Below are 18,429 nucleotides of genomic sequence, written 5' to 3'. Positions count from 1 at the left end.
GGCACCATGATCGCGGCCGACGACCTGATCGCGCTTGTCCGAGCCTACAACCCCAAGACAGACGAAAACCTGATCCGCGTGGCCTATGACTATGGCCGCGCGGCGCATGACGGCCAGTTCCGGCAATCCGGCGAGCCGTATTTCACGCATCCCGTCGCGGTCGCCGCGATCCTGACCCAGCAGAAGCTGGACGATGCGACCATCATCACCGCGCTGCTGCACGACACGATCGAGGACACCAAGGCGTCCTACGGCGAGATCGCGGACATCTTCGGCAAGGACATCGCCGACCTCGTCGACGGGGTCACCAAGCTGACCAAGCTGCAGCTGTCGTCGACCGAGACGCAGCAGGCCGAGAACTTCCGCAAGCTGCTGATGGCGATGTCCAAGGACCTGCGGGTGATCCTGGTCAAGCTGGCCGACCGGCTGCACAACATGCGCACCATCCGTGCCATGCGGGCCGAGAAGCAGGTCCAGAAGGCGCGCGAGACGATGGACATCTTCGCGCCGCTGGCGGGCCGCATGGGCATGCAGTGGATGCGCGAGGAACTGGAAGACCTCGCCTTCAAGGTGCTGAACCCCGAGGCGCGGCAGTCGATCCTGCGCCGGTTCGTCACGCTGCAGTCGGACGCGGGCGACGTGATCGAACGGATCACCGCCGACATGCGGCACGAGCTGAAGCAGTCCGGCGTCGAGGCCGAGGTGCTGGGCCGGGCCAAGAAGCCCTATTCGATCTGGCGCAAGATGCAGGAGAAGGGGCAGGGTTTCAGCCGCCTCTCGGACATCTACGGGTTCCGCATCATCACCGACACCGAGGACGCCTGCTACCGCGCGCTCGGCGCGATCCACCGCCGCTGGCGGGCGGTGCCGGGGCGGTTCAAGGACTACATCAGCCAGCCGAAGTCGAACGGCTACCGGTCGATCCATACAACGGTATCGGGGCGCGACGGCAAGCGGGTCGAGGTGCAGATCCGCACCCGCGCGATGCACGAGGTGGCCGAGGCCGGCGTGGCCGCGCATTGGTCCTACCGTGACGGCGTCCGGTCCGAGAACCCGTTTGCCGTCGACCCGGTGAAGTGGCTGTCCGGTCTGACCGAGCAGTTCAACAGCGAAGAGGATCACGAGGATTTCCTCGAGGCCGTGAAGCTCGAGATGTACTCCGACAAGGTCTTCTGCTTCACCCCCAAGGGCGAGGTCGTGAAGCTGCCGCGTGGGGCGACCCCGATCGATTTCGCCTATTCGATCCACACCCGGATCGGCAACGCCTGCGTCGGCGCCAAGATCGACGGGATGCGGGTGCCGCTCTGGACACGGATCAAGAACGGCCAGTCGGTCGAGATCATCACCGCCGAGGGCCAGACGCCGCAGGCGACCTGGCTCGAGATCGCGACCACCGGCAAGGCCAAGACCGCGATCCGCCGGGCGCTGCGCGAGGTGGACAAGGAACGCTTTATCCGGCTGGGCCGGGAACTGGCGCGGTCGGCGTTCGAGCACGTCGGCAAAAAGGCCACCGACAAGGCGCTCGACACCGCCGCCAAGCACCTGCGCCTGCCCGACCGGGACGAGGTGCTGGCGCGGCTCGGATCGGCCGAGATGACGGCGCGCGAGGTGGTGCAGGCGGTCTATCCCGACCTGACGCCGGCCGAGGGCCAGGGCGTGACCTGGGAACGCGCGGTGATCGGCCTGAACGAGGGCCAGTCCTTTGAACGCGCCAGCTGCTGCCAGCCGCTGCCGGGCGAACGCATCGTCGGCATCACCTGGCGCGGGCGTGGCGTGGTCGTGCACGCGATCGACTGCGATTCCCTGGTGGAGTTCGAGAACCAGCCCGACCGCTGGGTCGACCTGCACTGGCATTCCGGCCGGCACGAGGCGATCTATCCCGTGACGCTCGAGGTCACGATGGGCAATGACGCCGGGGTGCTGGGACGAATCTGCACATTGATCGGCGAGCAGAAGGCCAATATCTCGGACCTGAGGTTCATGGACCGGAAGCCGGATTTTTACCGGGTGTCGCTAGACCTCGAGCTGAGTGACGCCGAACACCTGCACACGGTTGTCTCCGCCCTCGAGGCGGAAAGCGACGTGGCGGCGGTTGAACGGCGCCGGAAGGCGCCCGCGGAGTATCGCGCGGCGCCCGCCACGACGGGAGAGCCGGTTGGTTTTTAAGCGCCGCGACAGACGGCCGATGTGGAAGACGGCTGCGGACTTCTTCTGGCCGAAGGGTGGCTGGTCGCGCGCTTTCCAGTACATGAAGCACCGCGTGCAGCGCCTGCCGGACAAGCCCGAGCGGATCGCGCGCGGCGTCTTTGCCGGGGTCTTCGCCGCCTTCACGCCGTTCTACGGGTTCCATTTCATCACCGCCGCGCTGATCGCCAAGCTGATCCGCGGCAACATCCTGGCATCGCTTCTGGCGACCTTTGTCGGGAACCCGCTGACCTACGTGCCGATCGTCGCGATCTCGCTCGAGACCGGGCATTTCATCCTCGGCGACCGGCGCAACCTGCCGCCCGATGCGCACGAGCACGTCGGCGGGCGGTTCGCGCAGGCCTACGATTCCCTGCGGCACAACTTCGTCGCCATCTTCACCGACGACCGGATGACCTGGCACTGGGTCAGCAGCTTTTACTATGACATCTTCCTGCCCTACCTCGTCGGCGGGATCATTCCCGGCCTGATCGCCGGGGCGATTGCCTATTACCTGTCGCTGCCGGTGATCAGGGCCTACCAACACCGCCGCCAAGGGGCCTTGCAACAGCGGCTGAAAGCCATCAAGTCTGCCAAGGCGACCAAGGCCGAAGGCAAGTAGCCCCGGCCCAGACCCGGAGGCAGTTCCATGACCCACCTGCGCCTCGGCGTGAACATCGATCACGTCGCCACCGTCCGCAACGCCCGCGGCGGCGCCTATCCCGATCCGCTGCGCGCCGCGCGGCTGGCCGAGGAAGCCGGCGCCGACGGCATCACCGCGCACCTGCGCGAGGACCGGCGCCACATCTCGGACGCCGATATCGAGGGGCTGATGGAGGTGCTGTCGGTGCCGCTCAACTTCGAGATGGCGGCGACCGACGAGATGCAGGCCATCGCGCTGCGCCACAGGCCGCACGCTGTCTGTATCGTGCCGGAAAAGCGCGAGGAGCGGACCACCGAGGGCGGGCTGGAAGTGGCGCGCGAGGAGAACAAGCTGGCGCATTTCATCGCGCCGCTGCGCGATGTCGGCTGCCGGGTGTCGATCTTCATCGCCGCCGACCGCGCCCAGATCGAGGCCGCGCACCGGATCGGTGCCGAAGTGATCGAGTTGCACACCGGCGCCTATTGCGACGCCCATGCCGAGGGGCATTTCGATGTCCGCGATGCCGAGCTGGAGCGCCTGCGCGAGATGGCGGCCTTTGGTCATTCGCTGGGGCTCGAGGTGCACGCGGGACACGGGCTGACCTACGACACGGTGCAGCCGGTCGCCGCCTTCCCCGAGGTACGGGAGCTGAACATCGGGCATTTCCTGATCGGCGAGGCGATCTTTCTCGGGCTGAAGCCGGCGATTGCCGAGATGCGGCGCCTGATGGACGACGCGCGGGCGTGACGGTTGGACGAGGTGCCGGGCATGGTGGGGTGGACCCCCACCCGGCCCCCTACCCCGCCCCGGCCGGCATCCGGCCCGTGCCCAGCCCGGCCTCGGCGATCGCCTCTCGCAGCCAGGCGCGGAACAGCCGTTGCGGCGCTGACAGCGACCGATCCCGCGCCGAGATCAGCCAGTAGCTGAACCCCGCCCGGTGGAACCGCGGCACCGGGGCGATGATCTGGCCGCGGTCGAGCGAGTCGCGGCAGAGCGTCTCGAACGCCAGGAACAGCCCCTCTCCGGCCATGGCCGCGTCGAGGCAGAGCGAGGCCTCGTTGAACTCGGGCCCGTCGCCGAGGATCGACCGGTCGAGCCCCTCGGGCCGCAGCCAGACGTCCCAGGGAAACATCGCGCCGGGTTCACGGATGATCGGCACCCGGGCGATGTCGGCAGGCGTGGCGATCCGCGCGGCCCAGTAGGCGTTGCAGACCGGCACGACGAGCTGGTCGAAGAGCCGTTCGCTTGTCACGCCGGGATATCCGCCGGGGCCGATGCGGATGGCGAAATCGACGTCGCCGGCGTTCGGATCGGCCAGCGCGAAATCGGAATCGAGCCGCACGCGGATGTCGGGATGCGCCCGGGTGAAGGCGGGCAGACGCCAGATCAGCCAGCGGGCGGCAAAGATCGGCGCGACCGAGACGGTGAGGACATGCGCCCGGTCGCGGCGCGTCATTTCGACCGCGGCCGAGAGCGCGGCGAAGCCGTCGTGCAAGCGGCGAAACACATCCTCGGTCCCCGCGACGGGCACCATGCCGCCCGGCCTGCGGTCAAAGAGCCGCCGGTCGAGCGCCGCCTCGGCCCGGGCGACCTGCTGACTGACCGCACCCGGAGAGACCCCGAGCTCGCGCGCGGCGGCGGAGAGGGCGCCCAGGCGGGCCACCGCCTCGACCGCGCGGAGGCCGTTCAGCGGGATGCGGTTCAGGTTATCCATTCACAAAATCTAAACCCATATGCAGGTCTTGTGCAATTTTCGTGTGACCCGTGCGCCTCTATATCCCGAAAAACTGAAAGGAGAAAACCATGATGAACTGGTTCAGACTGTTCCAGACCCCGCGGGCCCTGCCCGCCCCCGGCGACCCGTTTGCCCATCCCGAGATCGCGGCGATGTCACACCGGGACCTGGCGGACCTGCCGCTGACCCCGCCGCCCGCGCCGCCCCGGCGCGCGGTGGAGATGGCCGGCGCACGCCCGGCAACGGACCCGATCCGCGCCGCCGCGTGTTGACCCCCTGAGCATTCCGCTCAGGGAGGACGACATGCCAACCCCCGGTCTCAAGACCCTCGCACTGGCCGCCCCCGCCGCGCTGATCGCGGCCCCGGGCGTGGCCCAGTCCGTCACCGACTGCGACACCCGCGCCGGCGCCCGGTTCCTGGCCGAGCCGTGGGAGGACAACACCGCCACCTTTGCCGAAGGCGCGGTTCGGATCGCGGTGATCGACATGATGGAGCCCGCGGGCGCCCCCGCCTACCTGATGATCCTGTCGCCGCCCCGGAACGAGATCGGCGAACGCCAGTGCCGGATCGTCGAGGCCGCGCCGCACTTCGGTTTCTACACGATCGAGCTGGCCGACACGCTTGCCAGCTATGACCCCGAGCGCGGCCTGACCCTGCGCATTCCCGTCACCGACTACACCGACGGGCCAAGCAACCCGCCGCCTTTCCCCCTGACAGTGACGATCAATCAGTCTACAGGGGACGTGTCCGCCACCATCGACTGACAGGCCCATGATCCTCGGCATCGGCACCGATCTTGCCAACATCGAACGCATCCAGGGCACGCTGGATCGCTTTGGCGACCGGTTCCGAAACCGCGTCTTTACGGATGTCGAACAGCGCAAGGCCGAACGGCGGCACGACACCGCTGGGACCTACGCCAAACGCTGGGCCGCGAAGGAGGCCTGTTCCAAGGCGCTCGGCACCGGGCTGCGCATGGGGATCGCCTGGAAGGACATGGCGGTCAGCAACCTGCGCACCGGGCAGCCGGTGATGCACGTGACCGGCTGGGCGGCTGAGCGGCTGGCCGCGATGACCCCCGAAGGGCACGAGGCGATCATCCACGTCACCCTGACCGACGATCACCCCTGGGCGCAGGCCTTTGTCGTGATCGAGGCGCGGCCGCTGGACCCGGCGCCGTGAGATACGCGGGCGGCTGTCACTGCGGCGCCATCGCCGTGACGCTCGACACCGACCGCGCGCCCGAGGCGCAGATCCTCGGACGCTGCCAGTGCTCGTTCTGCCGCAAGCACAATGCGCGCACCTTCTCGGACCCCGGCGCGCGGGTGAGCATCGCGCTGAACGATCCGGGCGAGCTGCAGCTCTACGCGTTCGGACTGCGGACGGCGCGGCAGGTGCTGTGCCGGCGCTGCGGCGTCTATGTCGCCATGCTGCTGAGCGAGGGGGCGCGGCACTGGTCGGTGCTCAACATCGACACGCTCGACGACCGGGCCGCCTTCGTGCACCCCGGCGACCCGCGCGACTACGACGCCGAGGACGCGGCCGCCCGTATCGCCCGGCGCAAGGCGCGCTGGACGCCAACCGTGCTGGACGGCTGGAGCCTCTAACCCCGCGCCCTTCCTCGCGACTTCGTGCATGTCGCGCCACGCCACGGCACGGCGCTGCCGCCTTGACACCACGCGCCCCCGCCCGCATGTAGCGCCGGTGGCTTGAGCAGGGACAATCCGACATGGCGAGCGAAGGCGGCTTCTTCAGCGCGGTCTGGGAAACCATCAAGACGATCTTCTGGGCACTGATCATCGCGGGCGTCTTCCGCACGGTCTTTTACCAGCCGTTCTGGATCCCCTCGGGGTCGATGAAGGACACGCTGCTGATCGGCGATTTCCTCTTCGTGAACAAGATGGCCTACGGCTATTCCTACGCCTCCTGCCCCTCGATCCGGCTGCAGCGCTTCGGCATCGACGTCGACGCGCAGGACATCTGCTTCTTCCTCGACGGCGACAACACGCGGCTTTTCGGTGACGAGCCCGAGCGTGGCGACGTGGTGGTGTTCCGCCACCCCTCGACCGGGCAGGACTACATCAAGCGGCTGGTCGGCCTGCCGGGCGAGACCGTCCAGATGATCGACGGCGTGCTGCACATCAACGGCGAGCCGGTGCAGCTGGAAGATGGCGGCCAGTTCGTCGAGACATATGAGCGGCAGGGGCCGGAAGGCCGTCCGCCGCGCTGCGAGAACGGGGCCGTCGGGCCGGGCGCGGATTGCATCAAGTCGCGCCAGATCGAGACGCTTCCGGGCGGCAGCAGCCACAGCATCCTGAACATCGGCGACTATCGCGGTGCGGATGACACGGGCGTCTTCAACGTGCCCGAGGGGCATTACTTCATGATGGGCGACAACCGGGACAACTCGCTCGATTCGCGCTTTCCGGCTTCGGCGGGCGGGGTCGGCTATGTCCCCTTCGAGAACCTGATCGGCCGGGCTGACCGGATCATGTTCTCGTCGGCCGGCCGGTCGATGCTGTTCTTCTGGACATGGCGCAGCGACCGGTACTTCAAAGCGATCGAGTGACGGGGGCGGCGATGAAGCTGTCCCGCGATCAGCAGGCGTTCCAGGAGCGGCTCGGCCACACGTTCGAGACGGTGGCCCTGCTGCAGCGCGCGCTGACGCATTCCTCGGTCTCTTCACCCACGCGGTCCGACAACCAGCGGCTCGAGTTCCTGGGCGACCGGGTGCTGGGGCTGGTGATGGCCGAGGCGCTGCTGGCCGCCGACCGGGGCGCGTCCGAGGGGCAGCTGGCCCCGCGCTTCAATGCCCTTGTCCGCAAGGAAACCTGTGCCGAGGTCGCGCGCGAGATCGACCTGGGCGCGGTGCTGCGGCTGGGACGGTCCGAGATGATGACCGGCGGACGGCGCAAGCAGGCGCTGCTGGGTGACGGGATGGAGGCGGTGATCGCGGCCGTCTACCTCGACGGCGGGTTCGAGGCGGCGCGCGACATGATCCTGCGGCTCTGGGGCGACCGGATTTCCAAGGTGAAGGCCGACGCCCGCGACGCCAAGACCGCGCTGCAGGAATGGGCGCAGGCCCGCGGGCTGCAACCGCCCGACTACATCGAGACCGGGCGCAGCGGGCCGGACCATTCGCCGATGTTCGAGATCACCGCGCGGCTGTCGACCGGGGAGGAGGCGCAGGCCTCGGCCGGGTCCAAGCGGCAGGCCGAGCAGGCCGCCGCCAAGGCACTGCTGGCGCAGGTGTCCAGGGGCTGAGGCCCTCTCAGTCCCCGGCCATCACCACGAGGTTGCCGTCGGGATCGCGCATCCGCAAGATTAGGAAGTTGTCGGCATGCTCGATCTCGCCCGGGGCGAGCGAGACGATGCGCTCGCGCTCGGTCGCGATGGCCGAGACGATGAGGGTGACCGCGCCGAGACCGGCCCGCGTCGGGTCGCGGTGCAGCTGGAACCCGGCCGAGGCGCCGTGATGCCATTCGGCCAGCCCCTCCATCGGGCGCGCGTCGGGGGCGCGGTCGAAGAGGTCGGCATACCAGTCGGTGCTGCGATCGAAGTCGGTGCAGGCGAGGTTGGCGAAGATGGCATTGATCGACATGGGCAGATCCTCCTGCGAGGCAAACCTTGGGGCGGGCCTGGGGTTCCCGACCGAGTCGGGGGGTGGGTCCAGAGTCTGCCGATGACACGAAAACTGGGTGAAATCCTGCCGACAGAAGGGTGACAGCGTGTCACTTCGGCGGCATTCGACCTGTCGGCGGCCCCGGCGCTATTCGCTGGCCGCGACGTGGCATTTGGGTTACATGCGCGGATCAACCTGCCCCGGAGACCTGCCATGACCACCCGCGCCGGATTCGTCGCCCTGATCGGAGAGCCCAATGCGGGCAAGTCCACCCTGCTCAACCGCATGGTGGGGGCGAAGGTGTCGATCGTGACGCACAAGGTGCAGACGACGCGCGCGCGCATCCGTGGCGTGGCGATGGCGGGCGACAGCCAGATCGTGTTCGTCGACACGCCCGGCCTGTTCCAGCCGAAACGGCGGCTGGATCGCGCGATGGTGGCGGCAGCTTGGGGCGGGGCGGCGGATGCGGATGTGATCGTCCTGCTGGTCGAGGCGCATCGTGGCGTGACCGAGGGGGTGGAGAAGATCCTCGACGGACTGAACGACCTGCCGAAGGGCCGCACCGTGGCGCTGGCGATCAACAAGATCGACCGGGTCGAGGGGCCGAAGCTGCTGGAACTGACCGAGAAGCTGAACGGGCATTACGATTTCGCCAAGACCTTCATGATCTCGGCCGAGAAGGGATATGGCGTCGAGGACCTGCGCGACTGGCTGGCGGGCGAACTGCCGGAGAGCCCGTGGCTTTACCCCGAGGACCAGATCGCCGACCTGCCGCTGCGCATGATCGCGGCCGAGATGACCCGCGAGAAGCTGACGCTGCGCCTGCACCAGGAACTGCCCTACCAGCTGACGGTCGAGACCGAGAACTGGGAAGAGCGCAAGGACGGCTCGGCCCGGATCGACCAGGTGATCTATGTCAGCCGGGCCGGTCACAAGGGCATCATCCTCGGCAAGAAGGGCGAGACGATCAAGGCGATCTCGACCGCCGCGCGCGAGGAGATCTCGGAGTTCCTCGACCGGCCGGTGCACCTGTTCCTGCAGGTGAAGGTGCGCGAGAACTGGCTGGAGGAAGCCGCGCGGTATTCCGAGATGGGGCTGGATTTCAAGGACGGCGCCTGAGCTCGCCCGCGGCGCGGCTTTATGCCCATCCCGCGATCGGCTAGACCCTGATCGACGCCGCCAGAGGAACCGCCATGCGCCTGACCGCCCGGATGTGGGTCGATGCCTATCTCACCCGCCTGCGCCTGCAGGAGATCCCGGCGTTCGTCACCGCGCACGGCGACGACACCGGCGGCGCGGTGCTGGTCAAGCTGAACACGCTCGACGGGCAAGCCATTGCTTTCACGCGATCTTTCGACCTGATTAGCGGCGACCGGACCTGGATCGACCTGGCCGGGGGCGTGGAATCCGATGTCGACGCGGCCATCGCCCGGCAGCGCGGATTCGACCCGGATCTTTGGGTGATCGAGGTCGAGGACCGGCAGGGCCGCCACCTTTTGGGCGAGCCGGGACTGGAATGACACCATCCATCGGCGGATCGCTGCGATGCAGAATTTTCCACATGCAGAATCACGCGAAGGCCGCTAGCTTGACGTTATGGTAACGCGACAACGCCTCTCTCCCGACGACTGGCTCAAGGCCGGGCTCGATGCGCTGGCCCGGCTGGGGCCCGAGGGGCTCAAGGCCGAACCCCTGGCCCGTGCGCTTGGCACCACGAAGGGGTCGTTCTACTGGCATTTCGCCGACGTGCCGACCTACCAGAAGCAGGTCCTGGAACACTGGAGCGCGCTGAACGCCGCCCCGGCCGAACCGCCGAAGAAGAAGAAAGAGGCGGTGGCCGAGCTCAAGCAGCTGATGGAAGAGGGCTTTGGCGAGGACGGCGCGGCCGAGGCCGCGATGCGGACCTGGGCACGGACGGATCCTGAGGTCGAGGCGGCGGTGTCCAAGATCGACGCGGAACGCATCGAACGGATCAAGGTGCTGCTCGACAAGCTGGGCGTGACCAACCCCGAGATCCCGCGCGCGCTCTATGCCGCGCGGATCGGCGCGGCGCAGATCGCCAAGGGCAAGGACAAGACCAACAAGGCGGCGATCGAGACGCTCGTGGACCTGGTCATCGCCCTCCGTTAAGCGGTTTTGCCGAATTCTGGCCGTTTTCTGATGGCATTGTGGCGCCATGCTGCTCGCTTCGACTCAGAACCTTTCGATGATCGAATTCTATCACGCCCCGCAGAGCCGTTCCTCGATCGTCGCGCAGATGATCGAAGAGCTGGACGTGGGCGACCGGATCCGCGTACACGAGGTCACGATCAGCCGCCCGGACGGCAGCGGCGGTCCCGATCCGCACAACCCGAACCCCGAGGGCAAGGTGCCGTTCCTGGTGCATCGCGGCGTCGGCATGACCGAGACGAACGCGATCCTGCTCTACCTCACCGACATGTTCCCCGAGGCTGGCATGGGCGTGCCGCCCGGCCACCCGATGCGCGGCGCCTACCTGTCGTGGCTGGCCTGGTACGGCAACGTGCTGGAACCGGTGGTGCATTTCCACTTCATGCAGATCGAGAGCCCCGCGCTGCGCCGCACCTACCGCGACCTGGCGACGGCGCTGGCACGGATCGAGCGACAGCTCGACCTCACGCCCTGGCTGCTGGGGGACCGCTACAGCGCGGCGGACATGCTGATCTCGCCGATCTTCCACCTGTTCCCGGCGCTGCTGCCGCACGAGGGCCCGGTGCTGGACTGGGCCAACGAATGCTTCAAGCGGCCCGCGGCGCGGCGGCAGGCCGCGCTGGACCAGGCGGCTAAGCCATCGCGGCGCTGAGCGCGGCGTCGAGCAGGGCCTTGATCTCGGCCTCGCGGGTCTCGGCGACGAGGCGGCCGATCTCCTGGTCGCCCTTGAGGACCACGAGGGTCGAGCGGCGCGGGATGTTCATGCTCTGGGTGTAGGTCGAGCGGCCGTAGGTGTCCCAGTCGACATCGATGAAGGTGATGTTCGCCTCGTAATCCGGGTTGGCGGCCTTGAGCCGTGTCAGCACCTTCTCCTGCGCGGCGCAGGTCGAACACCAGCTGGCCTTGAAGTCGAGGAAGACGGTGTCGCCCGCGGCCAGCCGCTGGGCCACGAGGCCCGGCGTGAATTCGAGCGGGGCAGCCGACAGCACCCGTGGCAGCACCAGTCCGGCGGCGGCCAGGCCCATGAAATCGCGTCTCTTCATCTTCACACTCCCGGTCAGATGGAAACCGACAGGCCGATCAGCCAGTCGGGCAGATGCTCCACAGCCCAAGCTTCGGCGACGTGGTGCAGGCGGAACAATACGGCGAGTCCGGTGGCGATGAAAACGACCCCCAGGATCCCCCGCGATTTTTCGGCAAGGCCGCGCAGCCAGCTTCGGTCGCCGGTCAGCAGGCGCTGCGCGCCGTAGCCGAGGACGAGGATCACGGTCGCCACGCCAAGTGCGAAGGCGGTCATCACCAGCGTGGCATACGGCAGGCTGCGGCCCTGGCTGGCGAGCGCAATGGCCCCGCCGAGGGTGGGACCGATGCAGGGGCTCCAGACCGCGCCGAGAAGAAGGCCGCCCAGGAACTGGCCCCGCGGCCCCGCGAGGTCGAGCCGCCCGATCCGCGCATCCGCGCCCGAGGCGATGCCAGCGGTCGCGGTGGAGAAGGCGAGCCCGAAGCGCGGCACCAGCAGGACGAGGCCGAAGGTGATCATCAGCACGGCCCCCGCGATCGAGAGGCTGCGTTCATCGAGGCCGACGAGGTGGCCGAAGGCGGTCACCGTCACGCCCAGCACGACGAAGGACACCGCCATCCCGGCGGCCAGCGCGGCGGGCCCCCAGCGGCTGGCCTGCAGCGCCGAGCCCAGGACGATGGGCAGCACCGGCAGGACACAGGGGTTGATCAGCGTCAGAAGGCCCGCGAGATAGGCGAGGATCAGGTCCATGTCGCCCCAGAGCTAGCGGGGATGCGGCCCCCCTGTCACCAGACAATGTCGTGAGACGGCACCGGTTTCAGCGGCCCTGCTGCATCTCGGCGATCATCCGGCGCAGCAGCTCGACCCGGCGCGGGCGGAAGCTTTCGCCGGTGGCGCGGCAGCCCTGCATCCGGCTGAGCACGAAGCGGCGGAAGTCCTGCCGCAGGCAGCACCAGGCCAGGAGGGTGGGCAGGCCCTCGGTGTAGACGACGGCCAGCGGCCAGACCCGGCGGGCAGTCACCCGGCCCTCGGCTTCGCGGTAATCGAGGTCGACGGCCAGCTCCTGCCAGCTGGCGTCGCGCAGGATGGGGGCCAGCAGCGACGGCGGGCGGTCGGCGTAACGGTAGGACATCGACACCGCGTGCGCGACCTGGCGTTCGACGCGTTCGGGCAGGCTGGCCGCGATCTTGGCAAGCGCGCTGTGCGCCGCCTCGGCCAGGGCGGGATCGGCGATCTGGCCAACCTCGGCCAGGCCCAGCACCAGCGCCTCGACCTCGAGCCGGTCGAACATCTGCGGCGGCAGGGCGGGATCCTCGGTCAGGGTGAAGCCGTAGCCCGCCGCGCCGTCGATCACCGCGCCGGCACTGCGGAGCGCGCCGATGTCGCGGTAGAGCGTGCGTTCGGAGACGCCGGTTTCCTCGGCCAGCCGCGCGGCGGTGACCGGCGCCGGCAGGGTGCGCATCAGGTGCAGGAGGCGGAACATGCGGTCGGTGCGGGGCATCGCGCCCTCCTGACGGAAACTGACATGAGGCTATCGCGATACTGGCGTTATCTCAAATCCAAAGGAGTTCCCCGGATGCTCACCTTCTTCCACGCCCCCCGCTCGCGCTCGACCCGGATCCTTGCCCTGCTGAAAGAGCTGGGCGCGCTCGACAAGGTCGAACGGCGGATCGTCACGATCCCGCGGCAGGACGGCAGCGGCGGGCCGGACGCGGCCAACCCGCACCCCGAGGGCAAGGTGCCGCTGTTGGTCCACAACGGAGAAGTCATCCGCGAGACGACGGCGATCGCGCTTTACCTCACCGACCTCTTTCCTGCCGCCGGGCTGGGGCCGAAGGTCGGAGAGACCGGGCGCGGCAGCTACCTGTCGTGGCTGGCCTGGTACGGCGACGTGATGGAGCCGGTCTATGTCTTCCATGCCGCCGGGCTGGCGCACCCGCTGCTCGACATCACCTTCCGCGGGGTGGCCGAGGTCGAGGCGCAGCTGACCACGGCGCTGTCGGACGGGCGCGATTACCTGCTGGGGGCGCGGTTCAGCGCGGCCGACATGATCGTCGCCTCGCCCTACGGCTACTTTCCCGACGCGGTGCCCGCCGATCCCAAGGTCCGCGCCTGGGTCGACCGCTGCCTTGCCCGCCCGTCGCTGGCCTGGGCCGCGGCCGAGGACGATGCGGCGATGGCCGCATAGCAACAGGCGCAGCCCCGTGGTGGCGAGGGGGCGAAAGCGTCCTTGCCACGCGGCCGGCCGCGGGCTCATATCCCGGCACGTCAGGGTTGGGGGATTGAGGCCATGCAACGCAAGCGGATCTGGGGCTGGTACTTCTTCGACTGGGCCAGCCAGCCCTACAACACACTACTCATCACCTTCATTTTTGCCCCCTACGTGAAAGAGCTGATCGGCGACGGCGCACAGGCGCAGGCGGCCTGGGGCTTTGGCATCGGGCTGGCGGGGGTCTGCATCGCGCTGCTGGCCCCGATCCTCGGCGCGATCTCGGACGTGTCGGGCAACCGGCTGCGGTGGATCTGGCTGTTTTCGGTGATGTACGTCGTCGGCTCTGCCGCGCTCTGGTGGGCGGCACCGGGGGACTTCCACCTGGTGCGGACGCTGACGTTCTTTGCCATCGGCATGATCGGGATGGAGTTCGCGACGATCTTCACCAACTCCATGCTCCCCGACCTCGGATCGCGCGACGAGGTCGGCAAGATCTCGGGCTCGGGCTGGGCCTTCGGCTATCTCGGCGGGCTGATCGCCCTCATCCTGATGCTGGCGCTGTTCCAGGAAAGCGCGACGACCGGCAAGACGATGATCGGCATCGACCCGATCATGGGCCTCGACCCGGCGCTGCGCGAAGGCACCCGGGCGGTCGGTCCGCTGACGGCGATCTGGTACGCGGTCTTCATGATCCCCTTCTTCCTCTGGGTCCGCGACCCCAAGGTCGCCAAGGCTCCGAAGGGCGCTGTCAGGGCCGCGCTGAAGGGGCTGGGGCGGACCATCGCCACGCTGCCGAAACACCGGTCGCGGTTTGCCTATCTCGGGTCGTCGATGTTCTACCGAGACGGGCTGAACGGGATGTACGTGTTCGGCGGCATCTACGCCTCGGGCGTGCTGGGCTGGTCGATCACGCAGATCGGCATCTTCGCCATCATCTCGATCATCTTCGGCGCGATCTTTGCCTGGCTGGGGGGACGGGCCGACGCGAAGTTCGGGCCCAAGCCGGTGATCACCGTGTCGATCCTGGTGCTGACCTTCGTGGCGGTGTCGATTGTCCTGATCTCGCGCGAGAGCGTGTACCTCGTCCCGATCGCCGAAGGTTCGGCCCTGCCCGACATCCTGTTCTACGCCATCGGCGCCACCATCGGCGCGGCGGGTGGCGTCCTGCAGGCGGCCAGCCGGACGATGATGGTGCGGCAGGCCGACCCGGAGCGGATGACCGAGGCCTTCGGGCTCTACGCGCTCGCCGGCAAGGCGACCTCTTTCATCGCGCCACTCTCTATCGGTGTGGCAACGGCGCTCACCCAAAGTCAGCAATTGGGCGTCTCTCCGCTGATCGTGCTTTTCCTGATCGGGCTTGTCCTGCTACGCTGGGTGCATCCAGAGGGCGAAACCATCGCCCCGGAAGCGGAGGACCGAGCAGCATGGCCCGCAACCTGACGATAGCCGCACTACTCTCCCTGACCCTGGCCGGGTGTATCGGCGGGGATGACGAGGTGGCGACGCAAAGCGCCGTCTCGACCCAGCAGGAGGTGCCCGCCGCGATGCGCGGCGTCGCCGCCAAACAGCTTTTCGGCGCCAAGCCCGACGCGGCGCACATGACCTCGGCCGCGTTCGGATCCTATTCCAAGGGCTGCCAGGCGGGGGCGGTGCAACTGCCCGAAACCGGGCCGACCTGGCAGGCGATGCGCCTGTCTCGCAACCGGAACTGGGCGCAGCCCGAGACGGTCGATTACGTCCAGGACCTGAGCCGCAAGGTGGCGGCGATCCCGGGATGGAGCGGGCTTTACGTCGGCGACCTGTCGCAGCCGCGCGGCGGCCCGATGCTGACCGGCCATGCCTCGCACCAGATCGGGCTGGATGCCGACATCTGGCTGCGCGCCCCCGACCGCCTGAACCTGAGCCGGGCGGAACGCGAGAACATCTCGTCCACCTCGCTGATGCGGACGAACGGCGCCTACACCAACGGCAACTGGACGCCGCAGCACATGGCGGTCCTGAAGGCTGCCGCCAGCGACCCGCGGGTGGCACGCATCTTCCTTTTCCCCGGTGGCAAGGTGAAGATGTGCGACGAGGCGACCGGCGATCGCGCCTGGCTGGCCAAGATCCGGCCCTGGTACGGGCATCACTACCATTTCCACGTCCGGCTGAAGTGCCCGTCCGGGATGCGCGGCTGTGTCGACCAGGCCCCGCCCCCGCCCGGCGACGGCTGCGACGAGGCGCGGCAGTGGGTGCGCAACATCGTGAACCCGCCGAAGCCCGATCCCAATGCCAAGCCCGCCCCGGCACGTCCCAAGCGCGACCTGACCCTGGCGGACCTGCCCGGCCAATGCGTCCAAGTCCTGCAGTCGCCCTGATCGCGGCACTCCTGGCCGGGCCCGTCGCGGGCGCGGAGGGCGCGGCGCAGTTCGTCGGGCGCTTCGGCCTGCCCCGCGACCTGCCCGGTTTCAACGGCCTGTCGGGGATCGAGCTGAGCGAGGACGGCACCGGCATCGCGTTGCTGTCGGACCGCGGAGAGCTGTTCCGCGGCCAGGTCGAACGGCAGGCGGGGCAGATCGCCCGGCTGCTGATCGACCGGCAAGACGGCGTCACCACCCCCCTCGGTCAGCCGATGCGCCCGGCGCTGCGGGATTCCGAGGGGCTGGCGATCGGGCCGGACGGGCAGGTCCACATCTCGTTCGAGGCGGTGGCGCGGGTGTTCAGCTACGACGACGACCTTGCCCGTGCGACCGCCCTGCCGCGCGCGGCGGCCTTTGCCACGCTGGGCCAGAACACCGGGCTCGAGGCGCTGGCGATCGACGGCCAGGGCCGCCTCGTCACCCTGCCCGAACGCTCCGGCCACCCGCTGCGCGAATACCCGGTCTGGCGGCTCGAGGGTGACGCCTGGCGCGAGATCGGCGAGGTGCCGCGCCTGCCGCCCTACCTGCCGGTGGGGGCCGATTTCGGGCCGGACGGACGGTTCTACCTGCTGGAGCGGCATTTCGCCGGGCTCGGGTTCCGCAGCCGGGTGCGGGTCTTCGACATCGCCGAGGACGGGATCACCGGCGGCGAGACGCTGCTGGAAACCCGGACCGGAGAGCACGGCAACCTCGAGGGGATCGCGGCCTGGCAGGACGGGACCGGGGCGATCCGGCTGACCATGGTGGCCGACGACAACCAGCTGTCGATCCAGTCGTCCGAGCTGGTCGAATACGTCCTGCCCCTTGCAACGCAGGCGCAAACCAACTAAACGCCGCCCGTTCGCCCGTCAGGGCACACAAGTCGCCGCTACCTTGTCTAAAAAACGGGCTCAGTCATGAACCGCACTTACCTACCTGGCATTCTTGCCATGGCCGCGATCGTCGTGGCCTCGAACATCCTCGTCCAGTTCCTGTTCGGCAACTGGCTCACCTGGGGGGCGTTCACCTATCCGTTCGCGTTCCTCGTCACCGACGTGATGAACCGCGTCTACGGCCCCGGCCCCGCCCGCAAGGTGGTGATCGCGGGCTTCGTGGTGGGCGTCATCTGCTCGCTCATCGGCACCCAGATCCAGGGCGAGTTCGGGCCGCTGGTCACCCTGCGGATCGCCATGGCCTCGGGGCTGGCGTTCCTCTGCGCGCAGCTGTCGGATGTCTTTGTTTTCAACAAGGTAAGCGCCACGCCGTGGTGGAAGGCGCCGCTGGTCTCGACGCTGGTGGGGTCCTCGCTCGACACCGCGATCTTTTTCACGGTGGCGTTCTCGGCCGCGCTGAGCTTCCTCGAACCGGCCAACGACGTGAGCTGGGCGAACGAGGCGGTGCCGATGCTGGGGGTCGGGCCGATGCTGCCGCTCTGGGTGTCGCTGGCCGTGGCGGACTGGATGGTCAAGCTGGCCCTCGCTCTGCTCGCTTTGGTACCATTCCGTGTGGTTGTAGCCAAATTGACCGCAAGACCTGCGTGATTTCGTTTGGTGATCCACAAGATCTGTGAGACGATTCTGGTATCGAAACAAACCAGAAAGGAGGTGCTCTAGTGTCTATTGAGACTTTGGAGAAAGGTGTTGGAACAGTCCGGAAGGAGGTCAGCTGAGGCAGCCCTTGGCTGAGTGACAACCGGATTGGTGGGCAACCTAACCGACCCCACCTCCTTATCTCGAGAGGGGCCGTTCCGAACCCGGGGCGGCCCTTTCCATTTGCCCGTTGGCACGTCGGTATTACGTCGGTATCGCGTCGGTATCACGTCGGTATTTTTGTCGGTGCGGGAGTTTACGCCTTGTTGAGGATCACGGACCAGATCGCGCTCCAGGACTGGGAGCTGACCGAGCAGTTCATCCGCGCGTCGGGCCCCGGCGGGCAGAACGTGAACAAGGTCTCGACCGCGGTCGAGCTGCGCTTCGAGGCCGAGCGCTCGCCCTCCCTGCCCGAGCCGGTCAAGCGCCGGCTGCGGCGGCTCGCGGGGCGGCGCTGGACCAAGGAGGGCGCGGTGGTGATCCAGGTGTCCGAGGAACGCTCGCAGGCCCGCAACCGCGAGATCGCGCGGGAGCGGCTGGCCGAGCTGGTGCGGGCCGCCACGGTGGTGCCGAAACGGCGGATCCCGACGAAGGTGTCGGCCAATCAGAAGCGCAAGCGGGTGGAGGCGAAGAAGGCCCGGGCGGAGGTGAAGGTCAAGCGGGGGTGGGAGAGGTAGGGGGCAACACTCAGAAACCCGCGATAAAACCTGAAAGCGAATCGTCATACCCGTCGTGCCTTTGGCTCCTCCTAAGCAACGCGCTCTCGCTACAACTCCCCCGTCCAGTCATTAGGAATCCACGCAAAGGCCAAATACGTGATTATCACAATATGCTGATAATATTAAGCAATTTTTCATCTCATGTCGGCAAAACAA

The 18,429-nt window shown here is 68.0% G+C and carries 24 protein-coding genes; 19 read left to right on the top strand and 5 right to left on the bottom strand.

The window, feature by feature from the left end; genetic code table 11:
• Positions 1–6: 6 nt before the first annotated feature.
• Genes ACE2AC_RS15635 through ACE2AC_RS15625 form a run of 3 tightly spaced genes read left to right on the top strand, consistent with a single transcriptional unit; the run spans position 7 to position 3,574 of the window.
• The gene (locus ACE2AC_RS15635; RefSeq protein WP_375688362.1) at positions 7–2,166 is read left to right on the top strand and encodes a RelA/SpoT family protein; all 2,160 of its coding nucleotides are present in this window, start codon (positions 7–9) and stop codon (positions 2,164–2,166) included.
• A 19-nt stretch (positions 2,167–2,185) separates the two neighbouring features.
• Positions 2,186–2,806: a DUF2062 domain-containing protein gene (locus tag ACE2AC_RS15630; RefSeq protein WP_375688361.1), complete on the top strand. Its 621-nt coding sequence runs from the start codon at positions 2,186–2,188 to the stop codon at positions 2,804–2,806.
• A gap of 27 nt (positions 2,807–2,833) precedes the next feature.
• A complete protein-coding gene (locus ACE2AC_RS15625) occupies positions 2,834–3,574 on the top strand; it encodes a pyridoxine 5'-phosphate synthase (RefSeq protein ID WP_375688360.1) in 741 nt (246 codons plus the stop codon).
• Between the two features lie 49 nt (positions 3,575–3,623).
• Here ACE2AC_RS15625 and ACE2AC_RS15620 read toward each other — a convergent pair whose 3' ends face one another.
• On the bottom strand, positions 3,624–4,541 hold the full coding sequence (locus ACE2AC_RS15620) for a LysR substrate-binding domain-containing protein (protein WP_375688359.1): 918 nt from the start codon (positions 4,539–4,541) through the stop codon (positions 3,624–3,626).
• A gap of 92 nt (positions 4,542–4,633) precedes the next feature.
• Here ACE2AC_RS15620 and ACE2AC_RS15615 point away from each other — a divergent pair, with 92 nt between their 5' ends.
• From ACE2AC_RS15615 to rnc, 6 genes are all read left to right on the top strand, one after another.
• Positions 4,634–4,834 carry a hypothetical protein gene (locus tag ACE2AC_RS15615; RefSeq protein ID WP_375688358.1) on the top strand — a complete coding sequence of 67 codons (201 nt, stop codon included), beginning with the start codon at positions 4,634–4,636 and terminating at the stop codon, positions 4,832–4,834.
• 31 nt (positions 4,835–4,865) lie between these two features.
• Positions 4,866–5,327, top strand: coding sequence for a hypothetical protein (locus ACE2AC_RS15610; protein WP_375688357.1), 462 nt, complete (start codon positions 4,866–4,868; stop codon positions 5,325–5,327).
• Positions 5,328–5,334: 7 nt separating this feature from the next.
• Positions 5,335–5,745, top strand: coding sequence for a holo-ACP synthase (acpS, locus tag ACE2AC_RS15605; RefSeq protein WP_375688356.1), 411 nt, complete (start codon positions 5,335–5,337; stop codon positions 5,743–5,745).
• Positions 5,742–6,170 (top strand): GFA family protein, encoded by a 429-nt coding sequence (locus ACE2AC_RS15600; protein WP_375688355.1) that lies wholly within the window; start codon positions 5,742–5,744, stop codon positions 6,168–6,170. Before acpS ends, ACE2AC_RS15600 begins: the two co-directional genes overlap by 4 nt.
• 122 nt (positions 6,171–6,292) lie before the next feature.
• A complete protein-coding gene (gene lepB, locus ACE2AC_RS15595) occupies positions 6,293–7,132 on the top strand; it encodes a signal peptidase I (protein WP_375688354.1) in 840 nt (279 codons plus the stop codon).
• A gap of 11 nt (positions 7,133–7,143) precedes the next feature.
• Positions 7,144–7,827, top strand: a complete 684-nt coding sequence (rnc, locus tag ACE2AC_RS15590) for a ribonuclease III (RefSeq protein ID WP_375688353.1) — start codon at positions 7,144–7,146, stop codon at positions 7,825–7,827.
• A 7-nt stretch (positions 7,828–7,834) separates the two neighbouring features.
• Here rnc and ACE2AC_RS15585 read toward each other — a convergent pair whose 3' ends face one another.
• The gene (locus tag ACE2AC_RS15585) at positions 7,835–8,164 is read right to left on the bottom strand and encodes a VOC family protein (protein ID WP_375688352.1); all 330 of its coding nucleotides are present in this window, start codon (positions 8,162–8,164) and stop codon (positions 7,835–7,837) included.
• Between the two features lie 234 nt (positions 8,165–8,398).
• Between ACE2AC_RS15585 and era the strand changes: the two genes are divergently transcribed.
• From era to ACE2AC_RS15565, 4 genes are all read left to right on the top strand, one after another.
• Positions 8,399–9,304, top strand: a complete 906-nt coding sequence (era, locus tag ACE2AC_RS15580) for a GTPase Era (protein WP_375688351.1) — start codon at positions 8,399–8,401, stop codon at positions 9,302–9,304.
• Positions 9,305–9,378: 74 nt separating this feature from the next.
• Positions 9,379–9,705, top strand: a complete 327-nt coding sequence (locus ACE2AC_RS15575; protein WP_375688350.1) for a DUF1491 family protein — start codon at positions 9,379–9,381, stop codon at positions 9,703–9,705.
• A 76-nt stretch (positions 9,706–9,781) separates the two neighbouring features.
• Positions 9,782–10,315, top strand: coding sequence for a TetR/AcrR family transcriptional regulator (locus ACE2AC_RS15570; protein WP_375688349.1), 534 nt, complete (start codon positions 9,782–9,784; stop codon positions 10,313–10,315).
• A 46-nt stretch (positions 10,316–10,361) separates the two neighbouring features.
• Entirely contained in the window at positions 10,362–11,006 is a 645-nt protein-coding gene (locus ACE2AC_RS15565) for a glutathione S-transferase family protein (RefSeq protein WP_375688348.1), read from the top strand.
• Here the strand turns inward: ACE2AC_RS15565 and ACE2AC_RS15560 are convergent.
• The 3 genes from ACE2AC_RS15560 to ACE2AC_RS15550 form a co-directional block, all read right to left on the bottom strand.
• Positions 10,987–11,397 (bottom strand): thioredoxin family protein, encoded by a 411-nt coding sequence (locus ACE2AC_RS15560; protein WP_375688347.1) that lies wholly within the window; start codon positions 11,395–11,397, stop codon positions 10,987–10,989. The two genes, ACE2AC_RS15565 and ACE2AC_RS15560, sit on opposite strands and share 20 nt — an antisense overlap.
• A gap of 14 nt (positions 11,398–11,411) precedes the next feature.
• Entirely contained in the window at positions 11,412–12,125 is a 714-nt protein-coding gene (locus ACE2AC_RS15555; protein ID WP_375688346.1) for a cytochrome c biogenesis CcdA family protein, read from the bottom strand.
• Positions 12,126–12,192: 67 nt separating this feature from the next.
• Positions 12,193–12,876: a helix-turn-helix transcriptional regulator gene (locus ACE2AC_RS15550; RefSeq protein ID WP_375688345.1), complete on the bottom strand. Its 684-nt coding sequence runs from the start codon at positions 12,874–12,876 to the stop codon at positions 12,193–12,195.
• Between the two features lie 75 nt (positions 12,877–12,951).
• Here ACE2AC_RS15550 and ACE2AC_RS15545 point away from each other — a divergent pair, with 75 nt between their 5' ends.
• The 6 genes from ACE2AC_RS15545 to arfB all read left to right on the top strand — a co-directional run bounded on the left by ACE2AC_RS15545 (position 12,952) and on the right by arfB (position 18,231).
• Positions 12,952–13,563: a glutathione S-transferase family protein gene (locus ACE2AC_RS15545; RefSeq protein ID WP_375688344.1), complete on the top strand. Its 612-nt coding sequence runs from the start codon at positions 12,952–12,954 to the stop codon at positions 13,561–13,563.
• Positions 13,564–13,665: 102 nt separating this feature from the next.
• A complete protein-coding gene (locus ACE2AC_RS15540; RefSeq protein WP_375688343.1) occupies positions 13,666–15,027 on the top strand; it encodes an MFS transporter in 1,362 nt (453 codons plus the stop codon).
• The gene (mepA, locus tag ACE2AC_RS15535; RefSeq protein ID WP_375688342.1) at positions 15,012–15,944 is read left to right on the top strand and encodes a penicillin-insensitive murein endopeptidase; all 933 of its coding nucleotides are present in this window, start codon (positions 15,012–15,014) and stop codon (positions 15,942–15,944) included. The genes ACE2AC_RS15540 and mepA overlap by 16 nt, the downstream gene beginning before the upstream one ends.
• Complete coding sequence (locus ACE2AC_RS15530) at positions 15,917–16,816, top strand: esterase-like activity of phytase family protein (RefSeq protein WP_375688341.1); 900 nt, start codon at positions 15,917–15,919, stop codon at positions 16,814–16,816. The genes mepA and ACE2AC_RS15530 overlap by 28 nt, the downstream gene beginning before the upstream one ends.
• 66 nt (positions 16,817–16,882) lie before the next feature.
• The gene (locus ACE2AC_RS15525; protein WP_375688340.1) at positions 16,883–17,506 is read left to right on the top strand and encodes a queuosine precursor transporter; all 624 of its coding nucleotides are present in this window, start codon (positions 16,883–16,885) and stop codon (positions 17,504–17,506) included.
• A gap of 311 nt (positions 17,507–17,817) precedes the next feature.
• Positions 17,818–18,231 (top strand): alternative ribosome rescue aminoacyl-tRNA hydrolase ArfB, encoded by a 414-nt coding sequence (gene arfB, locus ACE2AC_RS15520; RefSeq protein ID WP_375688339.1) that lies wholly within the window; start codon positions 17,818–17,820, stop codon positions 18,229–18,231.
• Positions 18,232–18,429 lie beyond the last annotated feature (198 nt).

The sequence above is a fragment of the Pseudooceanicola sp. LIPI14-2-Ac024 genome (assembly GCF_042188925.1).
GTDB lineage: Bacteria > Pseudomonadota > Alphaproteobacteria > Rhodobacterales > Rhodobacteraceae > Pseudooceanicola.
This window is presented reverse-complemented; position numbering and strand designations above follow the sequence as displayed.

What these genes read in the sequence shown, in the direction of transcription:
- ACE2AC_RS15635 (WP_375688362.1), top strand. Translation starts at nt 7, where the DNA reads ATGATCGCGGCCGACGACCTGATCGCGCTTGTCCGAGCCTACAACCCC.
- ACE2AC_RS15630 (WP_375688361.1), top strand. Translation starts at nt 2,186, where the DNA reads ATGTGGAAGACGGCTGCGGACTTCTTCTGGCCGAAGGGTGGCTGGTCG.
- ACE2AC_RS15625 (WP_375688360.1), top strand. Translation starts at nt 2,834, where the DNA reads ATGACCCACCTGCGCCTCGGCGTGAACATCGATCACGTCGCCACCGTC.
- ACE2AC_RS15620 (WP_375688359.1), bottom strand. Translation starts at nt 4,541, where the DNA reads ATGGATAACCTGAACCGCATCCCGCTGAACGGCCTCCGCGCGGTCGAG.
- ACE2AC_RS15615 (WP_375688358.1), top strand. Translation starts at nt 4,634, where the DNA reads ATGAACTGGTTCAGACTGTTCCAGACCCCGCGGGCCCTGCCCGCCCCC.
- ACE2AC_RS15610 (WP_375688357.1), top strand. Translation starts at nt 4,866, where the DNA reads ATGCCAACCCCCGGTCTCAAGACCCTCGCACTGGCCGCCCCCGCCGCG.
- acpS (WP_375688356.1), top strand. Translation starts at nt 5,335, where the DNA reads ATGATCCTCGGCATCGGCACCGATCTTGCCAACATCGAACGCATCCAG.
- lepB (WP_375688354.1), top strand. Translation starts at nt 6,293, where the DNA reads ATGGCGAGCGAAGGCGGCTTCTTCAGCGCGGTCTGGGAAACCATCAAG.
- rnc (WP_375688353.1), top strand. Translation starts at nt 7,144, where the DNA reads ATGAAGCTGTCCCGCGATCAGCAGGCGTTCCAGGAGCGGCTCGGCCAC.
- ACE2AC_RS15585 (WP_375688352.1), bottom strand. Translation starts at nt 8,164, where the DNA reads ATGTCGATCAATGCCATCTTCGCCAACCTCGCCTGCACCGACTTCGAT.
- era (WP_375688351.1), top strand. Translation starts at nt 8,399, where the DNA reads ATGACCACCCGCGCCGGATTCGTCGCCCTGATCGGAGAGCCCAATGCG.
- ACE2AC_RS15575 (WP_375688350.1), top strand. Translation starts at nt 9,379, where the DNA reads ATGCGCCTGACCGCCCGGATGTGGGTCGATGCCTATCTCACCCGCCTG.
- ACE2AC_RS15570 (WP_375688349.1), top strand. Translation starts at nt 9,782, where the DNA reads ATGGTAACGCGACAACGCCTCTCTCCCGACGACTGGCTCAAGGCCGGG.
- ACE2AC_RS15565 (WP_375688348.1), top strand. Translation starts at nt 10,362, where the DNA reads ATGCTGCTCGCTTCGACTCAGAACCTTTCGATGATCGAATTCTATCAC.
- ACE2AC_RS15560 (WP_375688347.1), bottom strand. Translation starts at nt 11,397, where the DNA reads ATGAAGAGACGCGATTTCATGGGCCTGGCCGCCGCCGGACTGGTGCTG.
- ACE2AC_RS15555 (WP_375688346.1), bottom strand. Translation starts at nt 12,125, where the DNA reads ATGGACCTGATCCTCGCCTATCTCGCGGGCCTTCTGACGCTGATCAAC.
- ACE2AC_RS15550 (WP_375688345.1), bottom strand. Translation starts at nt 12,876, where the DNA reads ATGCCCCGCACCGACCGCATGTTCCGCCTCCTGCACCTGATGCGCACC.
- ACE2AC_RS15545 (WP_375688344.1), top strand. Translation starts at nt 12,952, where the DNA reads ATGCTCACCTTCTTCCACGCCCCCCGCTCGCGCTCGACCCGGATCCTT.
- ACE2AC_RS15540 (WP_375688343.1), top strand. Translation starts at nt 13,666, where the DNA reads ATGCAACGCAAGCGGATCTGGGGCTGGTACTTCTTCGACTGGGCCAGC.
- mepA (WP_375688342.1), top strand. Translation starts at nt 15,012, where the DNA reads ATGGCCCGCAACCTGACGATAGCCGCACTACTCTCCCTGACCCTGGCC.
- ACE2AC_RS15530 (WP_375688341.1), top strand. Translation starts at nt 15,917, where the DNA reads ATGCGTCCAAGTCCTGCAGTCGCCCTGATCGCGGCACTCCTGGCCGGG.
- ACE2AC_RS15525 (WP_375688340.1), top strand. Translation starts at nt 16,883, where the DNA reads ATGAACCGCACTTACCTACCTGGCATTCTTGCCATGGCCGCGATCGTC.